The sequence below is a fragment of the Actinacidiphila acididurans genome (genome assembly GCF_016918855.1).
GTDB lineage: Bacteria > Actinomycetota > Actinomycetes > Streptomycetales > Streptomycetaceae > Actinacidiphila > Actinacidiphila acididurans.
Map to the genome: position 1 here is coordinate 353288 of NZ_JADKYB010000007.1, position 14413 is coordinate 367700.

11 protein-coding genes and 1 pseudogene are annotated in these 14413 nt (G+C 72.4%); 6 read left to right on the top strand and 6 right to left on the bottom strand.

Annotated elements, in window-relative coordinates; all coding sequences use genetic code 11:
* Positions 1-200: 200 nt before the first annotated feature.
* Positions 201-1109, top strand: coding sequence for an LLM class flavin-dependent oxidoreductase (locus ITX44_RS15880; RefSeq protein WP_205357859.1), 909 nt, complete (start codon positions 201-203; stop codon positions 1107-1109).
* A 25-nt stretch (positions 1110-1134) separates the two neighbouring features.
* On the opposite strand, the gene ITX44_RS15885 is transcribed toward ITX44_RS15880, so the two are convergent.
* Positions 1135-2322, bottom strand: coding sequence for a MerR family transcriptional regulator (locus ITX44_RS15885; RefSeq protein ID WP_372440925.1), 1188 nt, complete (start codon positions 2320-2322; stop codon positions 1135-1137).
* Positions 2323-2506: 184 nt separating this feature from the next.
* Positions 2507-4372, bottom strand: a complete 1866-nt coding sequence (locus tag ITX44_RS15890; RefSeq protein ID WP_205357924.1) for an SDR family oxidoreductase — start codon at positions 4370-4372, stop codon at positions 2507-2509.
* Positions 4373-4714: 342 nt separating this feature from the next.
* Here ITX44_RS15890 and ITX44_RS15895 point away from each other — a divergent pair, with 342 nt between their 5' ends.
* The 5 genes from ITX44_RS15895 to ITX44_RS15915 all read left to right on the top strand — a co-directional run bounded on the left by ITX44_RS15895 (position 4715) and on the right by ITX44_RS15915 (position 9253).
* Positions 4715-5716 (top strand): ABC transporter ATP-binding protein, encoded by a 1002-nt coding sequence (locus ITX44_RS15895; protein ID WP_205357860.1) that lies wholly within the window; start codon positions 4715-4717, stop codon positions 5714-5716.
* A gap of 58 nt (positions 5717-5774) precedes the next feature.
* Positions 5775-6641 carry an ABC-2 transporter permease gene (locus ITX44_RS15900; RefSeq protein ID WP_307795292.1) on the top strand — a complete coding sequence of 289 codons (867 nt, stop codon included), beginning with the start codon at positions 5775-5777 and terminating at the stop codon, positions 6639-6641.
* Positions 6638-7555 carry an ABC transporter ATP-binding protein gene (locus ITX44_RS15905; RefSeq protein WP_205357862.1) on the top strand — a complete coding sequence of 306 codons (918 nt, stop codon included), beginning with the start codon at positions 6638-6640 and terminating at the stop codon, positions 7553-7555. Before ITX44_RS15900 ends, ITX44_RS15905 begins: the two co-directional genes overlap by 4 nt.
* A gap of 13 nt (positions 7556-7568) precedes the next feature.
* The gene (locus ITX44_RS15910) at positions 7569-8375 is read left to right on the top strand and encodes an ABC transporter permease subunit (RefSeq protein WP_205357863.1); all 807 of its coding nucleotides are present in this window, start codon (positions 7569-7571) and stop codon (positions 8373-8375) included.
* Between the two features lie 77 nt (positions 8376-8452).
* Positions 8453-9253 (top strand): rhomboid-like protein, encoded by an 801-nt coding sequence (locus ITX44_RS15915; RefSeq protein WP_205357864.1) that lies wholly within the window; start codon positions 8453-8455, stop codon positions 9251-9253.
* 85 nt (positions 9254-9338) lie between these two features.
* On the opposite strand, the pseudogene ITX44_RS15920 reads toward ITX44_RS15915, so the two are convergent.
* From ITX44_RS15920 to efeB, 4 genes and pseudogenes are all read right to left on the bottom strand, one after another.
* Positions 9339-10145 (bottom strand): annotated as a pseudogene (locus tag ITX44_RS15920) (HAD family hydrolase); the annotation flags it as partial.
* Positions 10142-11440, bottom strand: a complete 1299-nt coding sequence (gene serS, locus ITX44_RS15925) for a serine--tRNA ligase (protein WP_205357866.1) — start codon at positions 11438-11440, stop codon at positions 10142-10144. The pseudogene ITX44_RS15920 and the gene serS, both read right to left, overlap by 4 nt.
* Before the next feature lie 554 nt (positions 11441-11994).
* Positions 11995-12924: a prephenate dehydratase gene (gene pheA / locus ITX44_RS15930; protein WP_205357867.1), complete on the bottom strand. Its 930-nt coding sequence runs from the start codon at positions 12922-12924 to the stop codon at positions 11995-11997.
* A gap of 84 nt (positions 12925-13008) precedes the next feature.
* Positions 13009-14412 (bottom strand): iron uptake transporter deferrochelatase/peroxidase subunit, encoded by a 1404-nt coding sequence (gene efeB / locus ITX44_RS15935; protein WP_205357925.1) that lies wholly within the window; start codon positions 14410-14412, stop codon positions 13009-13011.
* Position 14413: the final 1 nt, after the last annotated feature.

Consider the following 14413-nt stretch of genomic DNA (forward strand, 5'->3'; position numbering starts at 1 on the left):
CGGTAAGCCCGCTTATGCGCGGGAATCGCGCCGGGGGAGATCTTTTCCGTGCGCGTGATCCACTTGGCCCGGGGCAGGCCCGTGGGCCGGTTCCCGGAAATCGAATAGGACATTCCGCTTTCCCATTCGTTTACGGGAGTTGGTGCCGTCACACCCGTGGCCCCTCTCCTCACCGGGTGCGTCCGCATAGGGTCGGTGGCATGCATCTGAGTACGGTGATTCTCCCCGTCTACCGCTGGCACGCCGAGGGGCGGGAGGTGTGGCGGCGGGCGGAGGAGCTGGGGTTCGACGCCGCCTACACGTATGACCATCTGTCGTGGCGGGTGCCGTTCCGGGACGGGCCGTGGTTCGGCGCGATGCCGACGCTGACGGCCGCAGCGGGCGTGACCGAGCGGATCCGGCTCGGGACGCTCGTGACCTCGCCGAACTTCCGGCACCCGGTCACCCTCGCCAAGGAACTGATGACGCTGGACGACGTCAGCGGCGGGCGGGTGACCCTCGGGATCGGGTCCGGCGGGACCGGCTTCGACGCCTCGGTGTTCGGGCAGGAACCGTGGTCCCCACGGGAACGGACCCAACGCTTCGAGGAGTTCACCGAACTCCTCGACCGGCTGCTCACCGGCCCGGACGTCAGTCACCAGGGGCGCTACTACTCGGCGAACGAAGCGCGCGACATCCCCGGCTGCGTGCAGACGCCCCGCATCCCCTTCGCCGTGGCCGCCACCGGACCGCGCGGCCTGCGACTGGCCGCCCGCCTCGGGCAGGGCTGGGTGACCACCGGCGACCCCACCCTGTTCGAGACCGGCACCCCGGAACAGTCCCTCGCCGCGATCCGCGGCCAGTCCGAACGACTTGCCCAGGCGCTCACCGAAGCCGGCCGCGAGGCCGAGGTGGCCGACTTCCCCAGGACCCTGCTCACCGGCTTCACCCCGGACCCCGACCGGCCGCTCAGCTCGGTCGATGCCTTCGTCGACTTCGCCGGCCGCCACGCCGAGGCCGCCGGCATCACCGAGATCGTCCTCCACTGGCCCGTTCCCGGCACCATCTTCGGTTACGACCCCAAGGTCTTCGAGGCCATCGTCACCGAAGCCCCCGCCCAACTCGCCTGACCGCTCGCCTCGCCTGTCCTCCTCCCTACACCGTCACCCCTCCTCCCTGGACCGTCCCCCGCCCCGCCGGGGGACGGCCCGCACCCGTCCCCGCGGCCAGCGCGTCCATCCGGCGTGCCGCCACTTCCCGCTCGGCCGCCGCCACCAGGAACTCCACCACCCCTTCCGCCCCCACCAGCCCGCGCACCGCGTCGACCGTGCCCGCCGGCAGCACAACGGTCACCTGGCCGCTGCCCCCGCTGCCCCCGCTGCCCTCTGCCTCCGGCTGCCCCTCGCCCGGGCCACGGCTCCCGGTGAGCGACGGCTCCGGGCCGGCAGGCAGCTCGGACCCGGGCTCGGACGCGAACCTGGGTCCGGGCCGGGCGCCGGTCCGGAGCGCCTGCCCGTTCCCGGGCTCGGGCTGAGACACAGGCACCGGCACCGGCCCGGCCCCGGACACGTCAGGCAGGACGGCGACGGCACCCAGGTGGCGGCGGACCGCCTCCGAAGCACCCTTACCCATGGCCCGGGCCAGTTCGGCGTCGAGGGTCTGGCGGGCGAGCGGGCGCAGTCGCCGGACCAGGCCGGTCGCCTCCTCCGCCTCGGCGTCGGTCGGCGGATGGTCCAGGAACCGACGGAAGACGTACTCCGTGGTGAACCGCAGGAACCGCTCGGATATGTGCTCCACCTGACCCCGCACCTCGCGCAGGTGCCCGGAGATCGCCGACAGCGGCACACCCGCGGCGTGCAACTCCACGGCGACGGCCAGCTCCTGCGGGCTCGGCACGGCGAACTCGTCCTGGCTGCCCGGCACCGGTTCGAGGATGCCCAGCTCCAGGGCGTCGCGCACCGTGGCCGGGTCAGCGACCCCGCCGAACGCCGCGGCCAGCTCCGCCAGGGTGACCCGGCCCGGCGCCTCGTCCGACCAGCCGCGGTCCACCTCGTCCACCAGCCCCAGCACCCCGCCCAGACCGGTGCCCGCGTCCCACGCCGCCAGCAACTCGCCGATGCTGGCCAGCGTGTAACCGCGCCCCAGCAGGCCGGCTATCCGTCGCAGCCGGGTCAGGTGCGTGTCGTCGTACACATTGGCCCGGCCGCTACGCTCCGGCCTGGGCAGCAGCCCGCGGTCGGTGTAGGCCCGGATCGTCCGGACCGTGGTCCCGCTCAGCCGGGACAGGTCCTCGATCCGGTACGCCGCAGTCCGCCCACCGCCGTTCACCTCGTCACCGTCCACCTGATCACTTCACCTCCTCTTCCGCCTGCGCTGCCCCCGGCCGACCGGCCGCGGGTCGTGCCGCCTCGGGCGTCCTGCTCGTACGACTCACAATGCTTCGGCCTCCTTCACGGGCTCGAGGGTTTCCACGGACGGGACCCCGGGGGGCACGTGCCGCGCGGGCTCATCGGGACCGGGGTGGCTGTCACAGCGGCGGGTCCACCCGGGCCAGGGTCCGCGCCACACCTGGAGCCAGCCGGGAGAGCAGCCGCAGCCCGTGGGCCTCGGGCGTGACCGGGACCACCGCCAGGTCCCGCTGGACCGCGTGCACGATGGCCCGGGCGACCTTCTCCGGCGGGTAGTTGCGCAGCTTGTAGAGCTTGGCGCTGCGGTCCCGGCGGCGCTGCTGCTCGGCCGCGTCGACCCCGGTGTGCCGGGCGCTCGCGGTGATCGGGGTGGCGACGAAGCCGGGGCATATCGCGCTCACCCCGATGCCGTGGGGTGCGAGTTCGGCCCGCAGGCACTCGCTCAGCATCAGCACGGCGGCCTTGGACGTGCTGTACGCGGGCAGTGCGCGGGACGGCTGGAAGGCCGCGGCAGACGCGGTGTTGACGATGTGACCGCCCTGGCCGCGTTCGACCATCTGCCGGCCGAACAGCCGGCAGCCGTGGATGACACCCCACAGATTGACGTCCAGCACCTCCTTCCAGTCCGCCGGGCTGGTGTCCAGGAAGGAGCCCGCCAGCCCTATCCCCGCGTTGTTGACCACCACGTCCGGCACACCGCGGTCCGCCGAGGTCCGGATGGCGAGCTCCTCCATCGCCCGGGCGTCCGACACGTCCACGGTCTCCGGCCACGCCTCCGGCGCCCCTGCCCGGCGGGCCAGTTCGACCGTACGGGCGGCGCCTTCACCGTCCCGGTCCACTGCCACCACCCGTGCCCCGGCCTCCGCGAAGGCGAGCGCGGTGGCCCGGCCGATCCCGCTGGCCGCCCCCGTGACCAGCACGAGTTGCCCGCCGAACCGCTCGACCGCCTCGGCTCGCCCCTTCCCCAGCACGGAGGGGACCTTCGAACTGCCGGTCGGCGCCGGGTCGGACCCCCGCTCCCCGTCCCTACCGCTCTCCCGATCCGTCCTGCTCACGAATTCCGTGACCCAACCTGCCAGTTGGTCCGGGCGGGTGCGCGGGACCCAGTGCTTGACGGGCAGGGTGCGGCGGGTCAGGTCGGGGACCCATCGCTCCAGGTCGGCGTAGAGCGGGACCGAGAGGAAGGGGTCGCCGGTGGGGGTGACGAGCTGGACCGGGACATGGGGGCGGGGGTCGGGGCGGGGGTGGCTGAGGCGTTGCCTGACGTTGTCCCGGTACAGCCAGGCACCGTGTGCCGCGTCCCGTGGCAGTGAGGCGGTCGGGTAGTCGCCGCGCGGCAGCTTCTCCGCGCGGGCCATCATTGCGGGCCACCGCTTGCCCAGCGGGCCGCGCCAGGCCAGTTCGGGCAGGACCGGGGTGTGCAGGGCGTAGATGTACCAGGACTTGGCGCCCTGCGAGAGGACCTGGGCCAGGTGGCGCGCGGTGGGGCGGCGCACCCGCTCCCGGATCCAGTGGCCGAAGTGGTCCAGGCTCGGGCCGGAGACGGAGGTGAAGGAGGCGATCCGGCCCCGGGTCTGCGGCACCGTCACGAACTCCCAGCCCTGCACCGAGCCCCAGTCGTGCCCGACCAGGTGCACCGGCCGGTCCGGGCTGACCGCGTCGGCCACCGCCAGGAAGTCCGCGGTGAGTCTGTCCAGGGTGAAGCCGCCCTTGAGAGGGGCGGGGGCCTGCGAGCGGCCGTGCCCGCGTACGTCGTAGAGGACCACGTGGAAGCGGTCGGCGAGCAGCGGGACCACGCGTGACCAGACCTCCTTGCTGTCCGGGTAGCCGTGCAGCAGCACCACGGTCGGCCGCGCGGCGTCCCCGGGCCCCTCCCCGTACTCCGCCACGGACAGACGGACGCCGTCCGCGCCCGTCACGAACCGCTCCCGCACCGGCCCGCGGGCCCCTTCCTCCACCGGCGATCCGTCCGACCGCTCGGACATCCCGGACATCTGCTCACCCCCGTTTCCCGGCCTCCCCGGCCACTTCCCGGCCAGGGCCCGCACATCGCGGCACCCCGGCCGTACGACAGCACGACCTCCGTCAGCCCGCCCGGGCCCGGCGGTCGCCGTCTGCCCGAAGCTGACATCAATCAATGTGACATCGACCGCTGACAGTGAGCAAGACCCCGTTCGGGGCCTGTGGAAAACTCCGACCCTGACACCTGCCACCCGCACGGGGGACCGTCCCCTACGGGTGGTCCGCCCCGAGGCGTAGCCGGATCGCGACGAATCCGCGACCTCGGGCGGACGACCGGGTGTGGCGTCCGCCACTACCTTCGACGCGTGACTGTGATCGCTACCGAAAGCCTGAGCAAGCGGTACCCACGGGTGACCGCTCTCGACCGGCTGACCGTGGACGTCACCCCCGGCGTGACCGGGCTGGTGGGCGCGAACGGAGCCGGCAAGTCGACCCTGATCAAAATCCTGCTGGGGCTGGCCCCGGCGAGCGAGGGTCGCGCGGCCGTGCTCGGGCTCGACGTGGCGACCGCCGGTCCGCGGATCCGCTCGCTGGTCGGCTACATGCCCGAGCACGACTGCCTGCCGCCGGACGTGTCGGCGACCGAGTTCGTCGTGCACATGGCGCGGATGTCGGGGTTGCCGCCGGCCGCCGCGCGCGAGCGCACCGCCGACACGCTGCGGCACGTGGGCCTGTACGAGGAGCGGTACCGCCCGATGGGCGGCTACTCCACGGGCATGAAGCAGCGCGTCAAGCTCGCCCAGGCCCTGGTCCACGACCCGAAGCTGGTGCTGCTGGACGAGCCGACCAACGGCCTGGACCCGGTCGGCCGCGACGAGATGCTGGGCCTGATCCGCCGGGTGTGGACCGACTTCGGCATCTCCGTGCTGGTCACCTCGCACCTGCTGGGCGAGTTGGAGCGCACCAGTGACCACATCGTCGTCATCGACGGCGGCAAGCTGCTGCGCGCCTCCTCCACCAGCGACTTCACCAAGGTCACCGGCTCCCTCGCGGTCGAGGTCACCGACCGCGAGGACGAGCTGCTGGACCTGCTGGACCTGCTGACCGCGGCCGGCCTGAAGCTGCGCCGGTCCGGCCACCTGCTCCAGGTGGACATCGCCGACGAGGACACGTACGACGTCGTGCGCGACGCGGTGGCCGGCCTCGGGGTCGGCCTGGTCCGCATGGAGCAGCGCCGGCATCGCATCGCCGAGCTGTTCATCGACCCCGAATCCGCCGACGACCCCGCCGGCGACCACGGCCCGGACCACGACCCCGGCCCCCGCCACGACCCGGACCAGGAAGGAGGCAGCAGTGTCGCAGCCTGACGCGGCCACGGCAGCCGCGCCGCCGCCCGAGCCGTCCGCCGCCCCGCCCACCGACGTCATCCACAACATCGGCTACCGGGCGTACGAAGGCCCGCGCCTGGGCCGCGGCTACGCACGGCTGTCCCTGTTCAGCCAGAGCCTGCGCGGAGCGTACGGGCTGGGCCGCAGCGCCAAGTCCAAGGTGCTGCCGATGATCCTGCTGGGCGTGATGTGCGCGCCCGCGCTGATCATGGTGGCCGTCACGATCTTCACCCACATGAACCGGCTGCCGGTGCAGTACACCCGCTACGCGGTGCTGCTGCAGGCCGTCATCACCTTGTTCGCCGCCTCCCAGGCGCCCCAGTCCGTCTCCCGCGACCTGCGGTTCAAGACCACCCCGCTGTACTTCTCCCGCCCGATCGAGCGCATCGACTACGTGGCGGCGAAGTACGCGGCCCTGGCCACCGCGCTGTTCCTGCTGACCGCGCTCCCGCTCGTCATCCTCTACGTCGGCGCGCTGCTGGCGAAGCTCGGTTTCGCCCACCAGACCGCCGGGTTTGCGAAGGGCCTGGTGTCCGCACTCCTGCTGTCCGTCCTCTTCGCCGGCATCAGCCTGGTCATAGCCGCGGTCACCCCGCGGCGCGGCTTCGGGGTGGCGGCCGTCATCGCGGTGTTCGTGATCAGCTACGCCGCGGTTTCCAGCGTCCAGGGTGTCGCGATGAGCCAGGAACGCTACGACGTGATCGGCTGGCTCGGCGTGTTCTCGCCGATCACCGTGATCGACGGCTTCCAGACCTGGTTCCTCGGCGCCACCTCCGCCTTCCCGCACGCCGCCGGACCGCCGAGCGCGGTCGCCGGGCTGGTCTACCTGCTCGTACTGTTCGGCGTCGCCGCCGCCTGCTTCGGCCTGCTGATGCGCCGCTACCGGAAGGTGGGCCTGTCATGACGGTGATCGGCATCGACAAGGTGTCCCGCTGGTTCGGCAACGTGGTGGCCGTCAACGACATCACCATGACCATCGGCCCCGGCGTGACCGGCCTGCTCGGCCCCAACGGCGCCGGCAAGTCCACCCTGATCAGCATGATGGCCGGCTTCCTGGCGCCCTCCACCGGCGCGGTCACCCTCGACGGCGCCACTGTGTGGCGCAACGAGCAGGTGTACCGGCAGGTCGGCATCGTGCCGGAACGGGAGGCGATGTACGACTTCCTGACCGCGCGGGAGTTCGTCGTCGCCAACGCCGAGCTGCACGGCCTGCCGGACCCGGGCGCCGCGGCGCAGCGGGCGCTGGCCACCGTGGAGATGCAGTACGCCCAGGACCGGCGGATCGACACGTACAGCAAGGGCATGCGGCAGCGGGCCAAGATGGCCTCGGCGCTGGTCCACAACCCCTCAGTACTGCTGCTGGACGAGCCGTTCAACGGAATGGACCCGCGGCAGCGGCTGCAGCTGATGGAACTGCTGCGCCGGATGGGCGCCGAGGGCCGGACCGTGCTGTTCTCCTCGCACATCCTGGAGGAGGTCGAACAGCTCGCCCACCACATCGAGGTGGTGGTGGCCGGCCGGCACGCGGCCTCCGGTGACTTCCGCAAGATCCGCCGCCTGATGACGGACCGCCCGCACCGCTACCTCGTCCGGTCCAGCGACGACCGCCGCCTGGCCGCCGTGCTGATCGCGCACGCCTCCACCGCCGGGATCGAGCTGGACCGCACGGAGGAGGCGCTGCGCATCCAGGCCGTCGATTTCGCGGCCTTCACCGAGTTCCTGCCCCGGATCGCCCGCGACCACGGCATCCGGCTCTTCACGGTCTCGCCCTCGGACGAGTCCCTGGAGAGCGTCTTCTCCTACCTGGTCACGGCATAAGGAGCCGCCCGAGATGTCCGCCACCACCGCCACGCGGCCCCCGGGACCGCCGCGGCCACCGGCCGGGATTCCCGCGGCCGGCTCCGGCACCGGCCCCCGCTTCTTCCACCCGACCGTGGCCCGGCTCACCTACCGCGGACTGCTGGGCCGCCGCCGCGCCCTGCTGCTGTTCGCGCTGCCCGCCCTGCTGCTGGTCATCGTCGGCGCGGTGCGCGCCCTGGCCGGCGCGGACGACTCCACCGCGCACGACGTGCTCCAGGGCTTCGCCCTCAGCGGGGTCGTGCCGCTGGTCGGGGTCATCGCCGGCACGGGCGCGATCGGCCCGGAGATCGACGACGGCTCGATCGTGTACCTGCTGTCCAAGCCCATCCGGCGCGGCACCATTGTGACCACCAAGCTGCTGGTAGCCATAGGCGTCACCGTCGCCTTCTGCGCGATACCCACACTGCTGGCCGGCTTCGTCCTCAACGGCAACGGGCAGCGGCTGGCCGTCGCCTATGCGGCCGCTTCCGCCGTCGCGGCCGTCGCCTACTCGGCGGTCTTCCTCATGCTCGGTGTGCTCACCCGGCACGCGGTGGTCGTCGGCCTGGTCTACGCGCTGCTGTGGGAGGGCGTGATCGGCAATGTGGTGCCCGGCGCCCGTACCCTCAGCGTCCAGCAGTGGGCGGTCGCCGTCGCGCAGAAGATCGGCCGGGGCGACCTGATCAGCTCCGACGTGGGCCTGTCCACCGCCGTTGTGCTGCTGGTCCTGGTCACAGCCGGCGCGACGTGGTTCGCGGCCCACCGGCTGCGAGGGCTGAAGATCACCGGGGAGGAGTGAGCCCCGCGGGCAGGAAGCGTGCGCCGTCTGCCGGGGTTCCCAGGCGGCGCACAGCGGCTCGCCCGACACTGAGGGGGATGGCTTCCCAGATGCCGGAGACCTCCGACCCCCCGCACGACCGCGCGCTCCCGCCGTCCTTCAGGCGGCACCGCCGCGCGGGCGCCGCAATGCGACACAAGGCGGCGGGTTGGCTGCGCTCCCGGCGGCGGCCGCCGCTCGCGTCCTGGGCGCGGAAATGGGTCGGGTCGAGCCCCGGCACCCATCTGTGGCTGGTGATACTGGCCGTCACCAGCATGATCGTGGCCGCGAGCCCGCCGCACGTACGGTCCTATCTGCTGCACGGGGTGAGCACCAACCTGGTCGAGCTCGGCCGGCACCCGATCCGGGTGCTGGTCGCCAGCGCGCTGTGGATCGAGTCGCCGTCCGGGTTCGCGTTCTACGCGGTGCTGTTCGAGCTGATCCACGCGCCCGTCGAGCGCTGGCTGGGCACCTGGCGGTGGCTGGCGGTGGTGGCCCTCGCCCATGTGGGCGCGACCCTGGTCAGCGAGAAGGCGGTCCTGCTGGGCATAAGGGACCAGCGGCTGCCGCACTCCCTGGCGCACACCATCGACATAGGGGTGAGCTACGGGCTGGCCGGAGTGGTCGGCGTCCTGGCGTACCAGGTGCCTCGACCGTGGCGCTGGGGCTACGCGGCCGGGATCGTGGCCTTCTTCGCCTGGCCGCTGCTGCACGACGGCACCTTCACCGACCTGGGCCACCTGAGCGCCGCGCTCATCGGGCTCGGCTGCTGGGTGCTCACGCCACCGGCCCGCACAGCGGATCCGGATCCCCGAGGTCGCCGGGACCGTCGCGATCTGCCGGGCTCGCTGACCCGGTGACGGAGGACTCCGCGACGGCAGACTCCGCGGCAAAGGACTCCGCAGCGATGGCCTCCGCAAAGGAATCCGCCGCAAAGGGCGCGAAGAGGCGTTCCAGCACCACCGCGACCCCGTCCTCCTCATTGGAGGCGGTGATCTCGTCGGCGACGGCCTTGAGGGCGGGGTGGGCGCCCGCCATGGCGACGCCGTACCCGGCCCAGGTCAACATCGGCAGATCGTTGGGCATGTCGCCGAACGCAATGGTGTCGGCTCCGGTCACCCCGAGTCGCCGGGCGGCCAGCGTCAGCCCGGTCGCCTTGGTGAGTCCGAGCGGCAGCAGCTCGACGAAGCCCTCACCCGCGACGGTGACCTCCACCAGGTCACCGGCCGCCGCCCGCGCGGCCTCGGCCAGCTCGTCGTCGCCGAGCCCGTCCGGGTGCTGGAGGTAGATCTTGTTGAGCGGCTCCGCCCAGAGCTCGTCGAGGTCCCTCATAAGGGTGACGGGCAGCTCGGGGTTATAGACATACCCCTCGCTGACCAGTACCTCGCCGGCCAGCCCGTCCCGGCCGGCCGCGAGCGCCAGCGGCCCGGTCTCCGCCTCGATCTTGGCCACCGCGAGGGCGGCGAGCCGCCGGTCCAGGGTGACCGAGGTGAGCAGCCGGTGCGCGCCGGCGTCGTACACCTGCCCGCCCTGCCCGCACACGGCGAGTCCCTGGTAGCCGAGGTCGTCCAGGACGTGCCGGGTCCAGGGCACCGCGCGCCCGGTGACGACGATGTGCGCCGCGCCGGCCGCCGTCACCGCGGCCAGCGCCCGCCGGGTGCGCGGGGAGACGCTGTGGTCGTCGCGCAGCAGGGTGCCGTCCAGGTCGGTGGCGACCAGCCGGTACGGAAGCGGCCCCGGGGCCGCGCTCACGTGCCGGAACCGGCGGGCGGAGCCGTGAGCGGCTCCAGCACCTCGCGCCCGCCCAGGTAGGGCCGCAGGATCTCGGGCACCCGCACCGAACCGTCGGCCTGCTGGTGGTTCTCCAGGATCGCCACAATGGTGCGCGGCACCGCGCACAGCGTGCCGTTCAGGGTGGCCAGCGGCCGGGTGCCGGCGGTGTCGCGCAGCCGGATGTTCAGCCGCCGGGCCTGGAACTCGGTGGTGTTGGAGGTCGAGGTCAGCTCGCGGTACTTGCCCTGAGTGGGGATCCACGCCTCGCAGTCGAACTTGCGGGACGCCGAGGAGCCCAGGTCACCCGAGGCCAGCTCGATCACCCGGAACGGCAGCTCCAGCGAGGTCAGCCACTGCTTCTCCCACTCGACCAGCCGCTGGTGCTCGGCCTCGGCCTCCTCCGGGGTGGTGTAGACGAACATCTCCACCTTGTCGAACTGGTGGACCCGGATGATGCCGCGGGTGTCCTTGCCGTACGAGCCCGCCTCCCGCCGGTAGCAGGGGGAGAAGCCCGCGTACCGCAGCGGCAGCCGGCCGGCCTCGATGATCTCGTCCATGTGGTACGCGGCCAGCGGCACCTCGGAGGTGCCGACCAGGTACAGCTCGTCCTTCTCCAGGTAGTAGACGTCGTCCTCGACCTGGCCCAGGTAGCCGGTGCCGGCCATGGCGGCGGGCTTGACCAGGGTGGGAGTGAGCACCGGGGTGAAGCCGGCCGCGGTGGCCTGCGCGATCGCCGCGTTGACCAGGGCCAGCTCCAGCAGGGCGCCGACGCCGGTGAGGTAGTAGAAGCGCGAGCCCGACACCTTGGCGCCGCGGTCCACGTCGATGGCGCCGAGCAACTCGCCCAGCTCCAGGTGGTCGCGCGGGGCGAAGCCCTCGGCGGTGAAGTCGCGCGGGGTGCCGAGCTCCTCGACGACGGCGAAGTCCTCCTCGCCGCCGATCGGCGCGTCGGGGTGGACCAGGTTGCCCAGTTGGAGCAGCAGCGCGCGGGCCTCCTCGTCGGCCTCGTGCTGCTCGGCGTCGGCGGCCTTGACCGCGGCCGACAGCTCGCCGGTGCGCTTGAGCAGCTCGGCCTTCTCCTCGCCCTGGGCCTTGGGGATCAGCTTGCCGAGCCGCTTCTGCTCCGCCCGCAGCTCGTCGAAGCGGGTACTGGAGGACCGGCGCCGCTCGTCGGCGGACAGGAGGGAGTCGACGAGCGCGACGTCCTCTCCTCGGGCGCGCTGCGAGGCGCGCACACGGTCGGGGTCCTCACGGAGCAGGCGAAGGTCAATCACGATCACAGGCTACCGGGGCACAGGCCCGCGACGCGACAACTTAGCGACGCAAATGTGCACTATGCCCGTTTCATCACTCATGCCGAAAAAATCCGGAAAGGGGGAGAAAAGCGGCCGTCAACCTAATGCGTACGATCGCTCCCCCGGGGTACCCGCCCTGTGGAGAACCGGAGTTGATCATGTCCGCCGGGCTGGGTTATCCACAGGCCGGGGCGGGATTTCCGCACGTTGTCCACAGGGTGTGGGGACAAGCTGTGGAGAAGGCGTGCGGTCATTTCCATGGCCGGATGCTCGGCCATCAATTCCCCGTCGAAACCCGTCCCACACTCCCTTTCGAGTGAGAATTCTTCCCTCGGGAGGATTCGTAGGGCGTTTTGGGGTGACGACAATCGATGTGCGTCACTCTGTGTGGTCGTGGTGCTTGTGTGCCCATTTGTCGACTTGATGGCCTCGCCGCCGAGTAGCCGTGTCGACTTGTCCCCAAGTTACCCACAGGCGAGCTCACCAGCCTGTGGATAACTTTCGCGGCCGCCGCGACGAACGCGGGAGGATGGTCAGGCCCGCCCGTCCAGCGCCCGGTTCAGCCAGTCCGCGGCGTTGGTGAACTCCTCGTCCGTCGTGCCCCGCGCCACCCGCGCCGCCACCTCGTCGGCGCGCGGGTACGACCCGAGGAACCGCACATTCAGACAGCGCCGCCGCAGGCCCATCAGCGCCTCGCCGACCCGCCGGTCGGTGAGATGGCCCTCGGCGTCCACCGAGAAGCAGTACCGGCCCAGCCCCTCACCCGTGGGCCGGGATTCGATCCGCATCAGGTTCACCCCGCGGATGGCGAACTCCTGGAGCAGTTCCAGCAGGGCGCCGGGGTGGTCGTCGCGCAGCCAGAAGACCGCAGAGGTCTTGTCCGCGCCGGTCGGCGCCGCCAGCCGGGCCGGGCGGCCCACCAGCACGAAGCGGGTGGTGGCGTTCTGCGCGTCGTGGATGTCGGTGGCCAGCGGCTCCAGGCCGTACGTCGGGGCCGCGAACTCGCCGGCGAACGCCCCGTCGAACCGCCCCTCCTGGACCAGCCGCGCCCCGTCCGCGTTGGACGCCGCCGACTCCCAGAGCGCGTCCGGCAAGTGCTCGGCCATCCACTTGCGCACCTGCACCTGGGCCGCCGGGTGCCCGGTGACCGTCTTGACGTCGCCGAGCGCCGTGCCCGGCCGCACCAGCAGCGCGAAGGCGATCGGCAGCAGCACCTCGCGGTAGATCATCAGAGGCTCTCCGACCGCGAGCTCGTCCAGGGTGGCTGTGATCCCGCCCTCCACCGAGTTCTCGATCGGGACCAGCGCCCCGCCCGCGTCGCCGCCGCGCACCGCGTCCAGCGCGGCGGCCACCGACACCATGGGCACCAGCTCGCGCGTGGCGGCCTCCGGCAGCGAGCGCAGCGCTGCCTCGGTGAACGTGCCCTCGGGTCCCAGATACGTGTAGCGGCTCGCCGGCGACATGCGTTCAGCCTAACGGCCCGCGCCCCCGCGCCCGTACGGGTCCGGACAAGCACCCACGGAAGGGGACAGGCCTCGAGTCGGCCCTCACCCCTCCAGAAGCCGCTGGCCCACGTACTCGCCGGGGCCGACGCCGCCCGGCACCGCGTACAGCCCGCTCGTCTCGTGCCGCAGGAAGCGGGTGAGGCCGTCGCCGCCGTCGAGCTTGCGCTGCACCGGCACGAAGCCGCGCATCGGGTCGGCCTGCCACGCGACGAACAGCAGCCCGGCGTCCGGCGTGCCGTCCGCACCGATGCCGTCGTGGTACGAGAAGGGCCGCCGCAGCATGGTCGCGCCGCTGTTGGAGGCCGGGGCCGCGACCCGTACATGCGCGTCGGACGGGATGGCGAGCGAGCCGTCGGGCAGGAATGTGTCCAGCCCGACCGGGGTCGTCTCGGTGCCGCCCGACAGCGGGGCGCCGTCGGACTTGCGGCGCCCGATCACCCGCTCCTGGCGTGCCACCGACAGGTGGTCCCAGGAGTCCAGCAGCATGCGGATCCGGCGCACCACCGCGTACGAGCCGCCGGCCATCCACGCCGGAGAGCCGTTCGCCGGGACGAACACCTTCGCGTCGAAGCCGGGCTCGGACGGCTTGGGATTGTTGGTGCCGTCGATCTGGCCCATCAGGTTGCGCGCCGTCATCGGCCGCGCGGTGGCGCCGGGGGTGCGGTTGAAGCCGTTCATCTGCCAGCGCACCTCGGCGGTGTCGCGAGCCGCCTTCTGGATGACCCGCAGCGCGTGGAAGGCGACCAGCGCGTCGTCCGCGCCGATCTGCACCCAAAGGTCCCCGTCGCTGCGCCGCCGGTCGATCGCGTCGGACGGAAAGTCCGGCAGCGGGGCCAGGGCCTCCGGGAGCTGCGCGGTCAGCCCCGTACGGGTGAAGAAGCTGCGCCCGAAGCCGAAGGTGACCGTCAGCGAGGACGGCCCGGCGTCGTCGGCGACCTGGTCGTCGTATCCGGCCGGGAGCGCCGGGCCGCCCGCCCGCCCCGCCTCGGTCATCGCCCGGACCGCGTCCGACCAGCGCCGCAGCAAAGCCGCCGCGGCCCGCCGGTCCGCCCCGGGCGCCAGGTCGAACGCCACCAGGTGCCCGCGAGCCTGGCCCGGCTCCACGATCCCGGCCTGCCGCGGTCCTTCGAACGGGATGTACGACGATCCGACCGTCGTCAGTGCGGTGGCCGGGCTTTCCACCGCACGGCTGACGCCCGCGCCGGTGGCCGCCCCGGCGGCGAGCCCCGCGGCTCCCGCGGCTCCCGCGGTGCCGAGCAGCCGCCGCCGGCTGATGCCGTTCGTGGTGCTCGGCTCGGTGCTCGACTTGCTGCCCGGCCCGGTGCCGGAGTCGATGTCCGGCCCGTTGTCCGGTTCAACGCCCGGCCCGGCGTCCGGCTCCGCGCTCGCCCTCCCCGTGGTCGCCGCTGTCTTCGTCGCCTTGGCTGCCTTGGTTGCTTTCGCCATC